At 53.3% G+C, this 1505-nt stretch carries 2 protein-coding genes; both read right to left on the reverse strand.

Annotated elements, in window-relative coordinates; genetic code table 11:
- On the reverse strand, positions 1-857 hold an 857-nt coding region (locus tag CPT76_RS13000; protein WP_181152826.1), incomplete at its 3' end, for a spore germination protein.
- A 160-nt stretch (positions 858-1017) separates the two neighbouring features.
- Positions 1018-1505, reverse strand: a 488-nt coding sequence (locus CPT76_RS13005) for a WG repeat-containing protein (RefSeq protein ID WP_219845420.1), incomplete at its 5' end; no start/stop codon positions are given.

The following is a 1505-nucleotide window of genomic DNA, read 5'->3' on the forward strand; positions in this document are numbered from 1 at the left end:
ATAAAGCTGAGCAGCCGGATGAACCGCACAAACGATGCGATCATCCAACGGTTGCTGTAATCGTCAGGGGTTTGATAAAAGCAGAAAAAGCTCACCGGAACGATCAAGGCCGTCGGATCCCCTTCGAGCATAATGACCACATGCCCGTCGAGCAAATACGCGCCCGTATGGTCGGGCCGTTCCGTATTCAAAAACTGGGGAAAGATCGAAAACGGCTGATCCTCCATAAATTCTTGGATAAAGCCGGTCGAAATGACGGAATCGAGCGTGATGCCCTTCAGCCTGTCTTCCACTTTTTTGATTACGGCTGGGTCCGCCAGGTTATTCATGTACATTACCGCCACTTTGCGTGGAGCCGTACTGCCTATATTGTGATAATGCACCTTCAGGTCCGTCGAGCTGATCTGCTGGCGGATCTGATACAAATTGACCGTCAAATCCTCGATAAAACCGTTGTGCGGCCCGCGTATGATACCTTCGTTTTCCGGCTCCGTAATGCTGCGTTCGTATTTTGCCGGCGTAGTCAATACGTAAAACTGCACCATGTCCTCTACGAAGAACAAGCAATTGCCCGACAAGAGGGATTGCGTGCCCTTATCAAGCTTGTGTTCGGTCTCGAGCCGGAGCGTCAGGAAAAGCTGGGACAAGTCCTCGTCTCCTCCCTGCCGCAGCGGGCGGATGACGTTGCGCTCGATCAGGGTTGGGTCCACCGTAGATTCCAGATATACCAGCGCCGAAGATTGTCCGCGGTAAGTTAGGTGCCTAACCTTCAGATCGTCGGTGTAACACAGCTTGTCCCGGATGTAAGAAATGTTCCCGTCAAGCGAAGGATAGATCGTTTGCTCGGATGAGGTCACAGCCTGCCCTCCTGCCATAACTAGTTAGACTGCGGTTAATTTCCCCCATCTCATGTAAAATTATTCCCAATCGATCCTGAAGCTTCCAATCCCAAAAACCGCTTGCCTTTACGGCAGCGGTTCGTCGAATTCAAGGTTTATTGTGATTGGCGAGCTGAAGTCATTTGGGAGGATCCTGGTCCCGCCAAATGGTTCTTCCGTCACGAGTTACATACGACATCCGCCGGTCCACTTGGACTTCAATTAGGCCGCTCCCCTTCAAAGTCAGGCTGCCGCTGCCTTCCACCTTCGGATATCCGAGCGCGGCTGCACCGCTGGAATCGATCAAAAAGGTGTCCTGCCCATCCGCGACCGATGCCAGACCATCTTGATAGGCCGACACGCGGGTATACGCAAAGTCTGTCAGCAGCCTGCCCTCCCAATCCGCAATCGCATAGTTCAAGCCGATAGATGGCTTCCCCGGATTCACGGCGTGTGCGAGTGCCAGCCTTTCCTCACCGAGATCACGAATCTCGTCATATACAGGTGGAACGACGAATTGACCTGATTCATCGATGACGCCGTATCTCTTCGTGCCGCCCTCTCCCATGTTCACGATCGCCCGCTGACGGCGGAAGGGAGACGCCGAGGTAAAAGCGGGCTGTATTC

Origin of the sequence: Paenibacillus sp. AR247 (assembly GCF_002968895.1) — a bacterium.
GTDB classification, from domain to species: Bacteria; Bacillota; Bacilli; order Paenibacillales; family Paenibacillaceae; genus Paenibacillus_AQ; species Paenibacillus_AQ favisporus.